8 protein-coding genes are annotated in these 6817 nt (G+C 68.0%); all 8 read left to right on the top strand.

All coding sequences use genetic code 11. The annotated features are described in order from the left end of the window. Positions 1 to 665 (top strand): STAS domain-containing protein (locus AC27VN_RS28410; protein WP_490878704.1); only part of this gene is annotated, 665 nt, incomplete at its 5' end. Positions 666 to 723: 58 nt separating this feature from the next. Continuing rightward, a complete protein-coding gene (gene hslV, locus AC27VN_RS28415; RefSeq protein WP_057597019.1) occupies positions 724 to 1269 on the top strand; it encodes an ATP-dependent protease subunit HslV in 546 nt (181 codons plus the stop codon). 11 nt (positions 1270 to 1280) lie between these two features. Next, positions 1281 to 2603 carry an ATP-dependent protease ATPase subunit HslU gene (hslU, locus tag AC27VN_RS28420; protein WP_490878705.1) on the top strand — a complete coding sequence of 441 codons (1323 nt, stop codon included), beginning with the start codon at positions 1281 to 1283 and terminating at the stop codon, positions 2601 to 2603. 272 nt (positions 2604 to 2875) lie between these two features. Beyond that, on the top strand, positions 2876 to 3304 hold the full coding sequence (gene mraZ, locus AC27VN_RS28425; RefSeq protein ID WP_057597021.1) for a division/cell wall cluster transcriptional repressor MraZ: 429 nt from the start codon (positions 2876 to 2878) through the stop codon (positions 3302 to 3304). Between the two features lie 8 nt (positions 3305 to 3312). Continuing rightward, entirely contained in the window at positions 3313 to 4236 is a 924-nt protein-coding gene (rsmH, locus tag AC27VN_RS28430; RefSeq protein WP_296795755.1) for a 16S rRNA (cytosine(1402)-N(4))-methyltransferase RsmH, read from the top strand. A gap of 108 nt (positions 4237 to 4344) precedes the next feature. After that, positions 4345 to 4695 carry a cell division protein FtsL gene (gene ftsL, locus AC27VN_RS28435; RefSeq protein WP_093353364.1) on the top strand — a complete coding sequence of 117 codons (351 nt, stop codon included), beginning with the start codon at positions 4345 to 4347 and terminating at the stop codon, positions 4693 to 4695. Next, entirely contained in the window at positions 4692 to 6440 is a 1749-nt protein-coding gene (locus AC27VN_RS28440) for a peptidoglycan D,D-transpeptidase FtsI family protein (RefSeq protein WP_093353367.1), read from the top strand. The genes ftsL and AC27VN_RS28440 overlap by 4 nt, the downstream gene beginning before the upstream one ends. A gap of 2 nt (positions 6441 to 6442) precedes the next feature. Then, a partial coding sequence (locus AC27VN_RS28445) for a Mur ligase domain-containing protein (protein WP_490878706.1) occupies positions 6443 to 6817 on the top strand: 375 nt, incomplete at its 3' end.

A 6817-nucleotide genomic window follows, 5' to 3' on the forward strand; every position in this document is an offset into this window, starting at 1 on the left:
CGCTGGGCGCGATCGGCTCCGATGCCGCGGCGCCGCTGCGCGTGCTGTTCGCGCATTGGGCCGATTCGCCGGTCAAGCTGCGCTTCATCGGCGCGGCGCAGCTGCTGGCGGTGCTGGCCGAGTCGGCGCCCAACAACGAGCGCGGCATCGACGACGTCTGGTGGCAGCTGCACATGGCCGCGCTGCGGCTGATGCACCTGCCCGACGACTTCGAGCTGGTGGCGCTCAATTACTGCATCACCTACGAGGTGTCGCCGCCGTCCTGGCAGGACCCGCGCGGCGAATACAGCGCGATCGCCGCGCCGGTGTCCACGCCGTCGCGCATGGGCTCGGTCTGGTCGCTGCTGTCGGTGGGCGGCGAATCCGAGAGCTTCCCCTCGGCCGGCAGCGGCTTCGCGGCGCTCGCGGGCGACCTGCGCGGCGAGTCGCCGTCGAACCTGCAGCGGCTCGATGCCGACCTGCGCGGCGGCACCGCCCCCGTGATCTCCTGCGCCGCGCTGCTGCGCATGGACCTGGCCGCGGCCGCCGCGCTGCTGGGCTGGGTGCGCGAGCGCGATGCCAAGGGCGAGCGGGTGCAGTTCGTCGATGCGCACCGGCTGATCGCGACCCTGTTCGGGCTGGTCGGCATCGCCGACCACGCGACGGTCGCGCTGCGCAAGAACTAGGCTTTCACGCCGCTGCGCGCGGACTTGCATTGCCCCGCCCAGTCCCCAGATGGCTGCGATGGAACAATTTCACGGCACCACCATCGTGAGCGTGCGCCGCAAGACCCCCCAGGGCGACCAGGTCGCCATCGGTGGGGACGGGCAGGTCACACTCGGAAACATCGTCATCAAGGGCACGGCGCGCAAGGTGCGGCGGCTCTATCACGGCAAGGTGCTGGCCGGCTTCGCCGGCGCCACGGCCGACGCCTTCACCCTGTTCGAACGCTTCGAGGCCAAGCTCGAGAAGCACCAGGGCCACCTGTCGCGCGCCGCGGTCGAACTGACCAAGGACTGGCGCACCGACCGCGTGCTGCGCCGCCTCGAGGCCATGCTGGCCGTGGCCGATGCCACCACCTCGCTGATCATCACCGGCAACGGCGACGTGCTGGAGCCCGAGAACGGCGTGATCGCCATCGGTTCGGGCGGCGCCTACGCGCAGTCGGCGGCCAAGGCGCTGCTCGACAACACCGAGCTCACGGCCGAGCAGATCGTGAAGAAATCGCTGGAGATCGCGGGCGAACTCTGCATTTACACGAACATGAACCACACCGTCGAGACGCTCTGAGGCCCGCCACCATGTCCATGACCCCCCAGGAAATCGTCTCCGAGCTCGACAACCACATCGTCGGGCAGCCGCAGGCCAAGCGTGCCGTGGCCATCGCCCTGCGCAACCGCTGGCGCCGCCAGCAGGTCGACGACAAGCTGCGCGCCGAGATCACGCCCAAGAACATCCTCATGATCGGCCCCACGGGCGTGGGCAAGACCGAGATCGCGCGCCGCCTCGCGCGGCTGGCCGATGCGCCCTTCATCAAGGTCGAGGCCACCAAGTTCACCGAGGTGGGCTACGTGGGCAAGGACGTCGACTCGATCATCCGCGACCTGGCCGAAATCGCCGTCAAGCAGACCCGCGAGGCCGAGAGCACCAAGGTGCGCGCGCGTGCCGAGGATGCGGCCGAGGAGCGCATCCTCGACGTGCTGCTGCCGCCCGCGCGGCTGGCCGACGGCACCGCGCCCGACAGCGGCAACGCCACGCGCCAGGCCTTCCGCAAGAAGCTGCGCGAGCACCAGCTCGACGACAAGGAGATCGAGATCGACCTGGTCGAGACGCGCGCCCCGCTCGAGATCATGGGCCCCGCCGGCATGGAGGAGATGGCCGAGCAGCTCAAGGGCATGTTCGGCCAGATGGGCCAGGGCAAGCGCAAGACGCGCAAGCTCAAGATTGCCGAGGCGATGCGCTTCCTGATCGACGAGGAAGCGGCCAAGCTGGTGAACGAGGACGAGATCCGCGCCCAGGCGATCGCCAATGCCGAGCAGAACGGCATCGTGTTCATCGACGAGATCGACAAGGTCGCCACGCGCAGCGAGGCGCAGGGCACCGACGTCTCGCGCCAGGGCGTGCAGCGCGACCTGCTGCCGCTGGTCGAGGGCACGGCCGTGAGCACCAAGTACGGCGTGGTGCGCACCGACCACATGCTGTTCATCGCGAGCGGCGCCTTCCACCTGAGCAAGCCCAGCGACCTGATCCCCGAACTGCAGGGGCGCTTCCCGATCCGCGTCGAGCTGCAGTCGCTGTCGGTGGCGGACTTCGAGAGCATCCTCACGCAGACCCGTGCCTCGCTCGTGAAGCAGTACCAGGCGCTGCTGGCCACCGAGGGCGTCACGCTCGACTTCACGCCCGAGGGCGTGACCCGTCTCGCGAGCATCGCCTTCGAGGTCAACGAGCGCACCGAGAACATCGGCGCGCGCCGCCTGTCGACGGTGATGGAGCGTCTTCTCGATGAAGTAAGCTTCGACGCGACCCGTCTCGAGGGTCAGACGATCCGCATCGATGCCGCCTACGTGGACCAGCGCCTGGCGGCACTAAGTCACGACGAAGACCTGTCGCGCTTCATCCTCTGAAGTCGCCTCCCTTGCCCCTGTTACAGGGGCAACGCTTCACGCATCACATTCACTGCGTGAGCTAAGTGGTTCATTCTCAACGAAATTCGCCGATTCCAGAATCTTGGAATCGGCGCTAAGTCGTTGATTCCATTACAAAAAATACCCCGCACGCCTGGTTGCGCCGGAAGTGTTTCCTGCTACAGTGCAAAAAAGTGCAGTTAAGTGGGAAAAAGTGCGAGTAGTGTGCCCTTCGGGCGCTGCGGCCTTCCCACCACAGGGGTTTCTCGGTCGTGTTTCAAGGCGCTTCATCGCTCAGTCTGGATGCCAAGGGGCGGCTTTCCGTGCCGACCCGGCATCGCGACGTCCTGAGCGCCACGGCAGGCGGCCAGCTCACGATCACGAAGCACCCCCATGGCTGCCTGATGGTGTTCCCGCGCCCGGAATGGGAGAAGTTCCGCGAGCGGATCGCCGCGCTGCCGATGTCGGCGCAGTGGTGGAAGCGGGTGTTCCTCGGCAACGCGATGGACGTCGAGATGGACGGCACCGGCCGCATCCTCGTGTCGCCCGAACTGCGCGCGGCCACGGGCATCACGCGCGACACCCTGCTGCTGGGCATGGGCAACCATTTCGAACTCTGGGACAAGGCCACCTACGAGGCCAAGGAGGCCGAGGCCACCCAGGGCGAAATGCCGGATGTGTTTCAGGACTTCGCGTTCTGAGGGGCATCGTGAATACCGCATGGACCCACACGACCGTTCTTCTGGACGAAGCGGTCGAAGCCCTTCTTGCAGGCCAGACGGCCGCGCCCGGCACCTTCGTGGACGCGACCTTCGGCCGGGGCGGGCATTCGCGCGCGATCCTCGCGCGGCTGGCGCCGGAAGGCAGGTTGATTGCCTTCGACAAGGATGCGGAAGCGGTGACCGAAGCAGCGCGCATCTCGGATGCGCGTTTTTCCATCCGGCACCAGGGATTCCGTTCGCTGGGCGAGCTGCCCGGCGCGAGCGTGGCCGGTGTGCTGCTGGACCTGGGCGTGAGCTCGCCGCAGATCGACAACCCGGCGCGCGGTTTCAGTTTTCGTTTCGACGGCCCGCTCGACATGCGCATGGACACCACGCGCGGCGAGAGCGTGGCCGAGTGGCTGGCAACGGCAGAACTCCAACAAATTGCAGAGGTGATCCGTGACTATGGCGAAGAACGGTTTGCTGTTCAGATTGCAAAGGCGATTGTTGCTCGCAGACAAGAACGGGGCGCAATTTCAACCACCACCGAACTGGCCGAGCTCGTGGCTGGCACGGTCAAAACCCGCGAGCCGGGCCAGAACCCTGCAACGCGCACATTTCAGGCTCTTCGGATTTTCATCAACGCCGAGCTTGAAGAGCTGCAACAGGCGCTAGAGGCGAGCCTGTCGGTGCTGCAACCCGGCGGCCGGCTCGCGGTGATCAGTTTCCATTCGCTCGAAGACCGGATCGTGAAGCAGTTCATCGCGAAGCACTCGAAGGAGGTCTACGACCGCCGTGCGCCGTTCGCGGCGCCGAAGGCGATGCGGCTGCGCGCGCTCGAGCGCATCAAGCCCTCCGAGGCCGAGGTCAACGGCAACCCGCGCTCGCGCAGCGCGATCCTGCGCGTGGCCGAACGAACGGAGACGCCATGACACGACCTCGCGTCCACGGTCCCGCCCGCACGATTTCCAGCCGCCGCACCACGGGCGGCTTCGTGCCTTCTGCGGCCGCCCTGCGCGGCGAACGGGGAGGCCGCTGAGATGGCACGCCTGAACCTGCTGCTGCTGCTGTCCGTGATCGCCACGGCGCTCTACCTCGTGCACACGCAATACCTCTCGCGCCAGCTCTACACCGAGCTCGACCGCACGATGCAGGAGACGCGCCGGCTCGAGCTCGACCACGACCGGCTGCAGGTCGAGAAGCGCGCGCAGGCCACGCCGCTGCGCGTGGAGAAGCTCGCGAAAGAGCAGCTGCAGATGCGCACCACCTCGCCGGCCATCACGCAGTACGTGCGTCCCGACGGCAGCGTGATCCCGGCCGTGGTCGCGCCGCCGCCTGCACCGCCTGCCAACAAGCCGGCCGCCGCAGCAGCCGCAAGGGGGCAGCGATGACCCGCCGCAGCGTGCGCTACACCACCAGCCCCCTGCTGGCGAGCAAGACGCCGGTCTGGCGCAGCAAGTTCATCGTCGGCGGCATCGCGCTGGGCTTCGTCGTGCTCGCGGGCCGCGCGGCCTACGTGCAGGTGTTCGGCAACAGCTTCTTCCAGCGCCAGGGCGAGGTGCGCTTCGCGCGCACGCTCGAGCTGCCGGCCAATCGCGGCCGCATCCTCGACCGCAACGGCCTGATCCTCGCGTCGAGCGTGGTGGCGCCCAGCATCTGGGCCATTCCCGAGGACGTGGAGCGCGACGATCCCGAGGTGCGCGCCAAGCTCAAGCAGGTCGCCAAGCTGCTCGAGATGCCGCAGAAGGACTTCGACAAGAAGCTCGAGGACGAGGACAAGACCTTCGTCTGGATCAAGCGCCAGGTCGACGAGCCGATCGCCAAGCAGATCGCCGCGATGAACCTCAAGGGCATCTACCAGCGCAAGGAATACAAGCGCCAGTACCCCGAGGGCGAGGCCGCCGCGCACGTGGTGGGCTTCACCAACGTCGAGGACAGCGGCCAGGAAGGCATCGAGCTCGCGTTCGACAAGGACCTGGCCGGCAAGGCCGGCTCGCGCCGCGTGATCAAGGACCGCCTGGGCCGCGTGGTCGAGGGCGTGGGCGAGCAGGTGCCGCCGCTCGACGGCAAGGACATCCAGCTCAGCGTCGACAGCAAGGTGCAGTTCTTCGCCTACCAGAAGCTGCGCGACGCCGTGACCGCGCGCAAGGCCAAGGCCGGCAGCGTGGTGGTGCTCGACGCCGTCACCGGCGAGGTGCTGGCGCTGGCCAACTACCCGAGCTACGTGCCCGACAAGCGCCAGAACCTCACGGGCGAGCAGCTGCGCAACCGCGCGATGACCGACACCTTCGAGCCCGGCTCGACCATGAAGCCGATCACCGTGGCGATGGCGCTGGAGGCCGGCCGGGTCAAGCCCTCGTCGCTGATCGAGACCTCGCCCGGGCGCTACCAGCTCGGCGGCTTCACCATCAGCGATACCCACAACTACGGCACGCTGACGGTCGAGGGCGTGATCCAGAAGTCGAGCAACGTCGGCGCGCTCAAGATCGCGCAGAAGATGACCCCGCACGAGATGTGGGACACCTACACCGCGCTCGGCTACGGCCAGAAGCCGCAGATCCAGTTCCCCGGCGCGGTCACCGGCCGGCTGCGGCCCTGGAAGACCTGGAAGCCGGTCGAGCAGGCCACCATGGCCTACGGCTACGGCCTGTCGGCCTCGCTGTTTCAAATGGCACATTCGTACACCGCGTTCGCGCACGATGGCGCGATCATTCCGGCGACGATCCTCAAGAACACCGAGCCGCCGGCCGGCGTGCGCGTCTTCTCGCCGTCGAACGCGCTCGCGGTGCGCAAGATGCTGCAGATGGCCGCGGGCCCGGGCGGCACCGGCACGCGCGCGCAGACCATCGGCTACTCGGTCGGCGGCAAGTCGGGCACGGCCCACAAGCAGGTCGGCAAGGGCTATGCGAGCAACAAGTACCGCGCCTGGTTCACCGGCATGGCGCCGATCGAGAAGCCGCGCATCATCGTCGCGGTGATGATCGACGAGCCCAGCGACGGCCAGTACTTCGGCGGCCTGGCCGCGGCGCCCGTGTTCAGCGAGGTCGTGCAGCAGACGCTGCGCATGATGAACGTGCCGCCCGACCTGGCGGTCAAGCCCCTGGTGATGACGCAGGGCGTGGACGAGAGCTTCTGAGCATGCTGACCTTCACTTCCCCCCCACTGGCCGCGGCCTGGCTCAAGGAGCGGGCGCCGCAGGGCGCGCTGCATGCCGACAGCCGTGCGGTGGCCGCGGGCGACGTGTTCGTCGCCTGGCCCGGCGCCGCGACCGACGGCCGCAAGCACGTGGCGGCGGCACTGGCGCAGGGCGCGTCGGCCTGCCTGGTCGAGCACGAGGGCGTCGAGGCCTTCGGCTTCGATGGCGACGAGCGCATCGTCAGCTACCCCGGCCTCAAGGCCGCCACCGGCCCGATCGCCGCGGCCTTCTACGACCATCCCTCGGCCCGGCTCGACCTGCTGGCCGTGACCGGCACCAACGGCAAGACCTCCACCGCCTGGTGGCTGGCCGAAGCG

The sequence above is a fragment of the Variovorax sp. 20P10.2.4 genome, assembly GCF_058244205.1.

Bases quoted from the DNA above. Each gene is read 5' to 3' on its own strand.
- hslV (WP_057597019.1), top strand. From the start codon at position 724: ATGGAACAATTTCACGGCACCACCATCGTGAGCGTGCGCCGCAAGACC.
- hslU (WP_490878705.1), top strand. From the start codon at position 1,281: ATGTCCATGACCCCCCAGGAAATCGTCTCCGAGCTCGACAACCACATC.
- ftsL (WP_093353364.1), top strand. From the start codon at position 4,345: ATGGCACGCCTGAACCTGCTGCTGCTGCTGTCCGTGATCGCCACGGCG.
- AC27VN_RS28440 (WP_093353367.1), top strand. From the start codon at position 4,692: ATGACCCGCCGCAGCGTGCGCTACACCACCAGCCCCCTGCTGGCGAGC.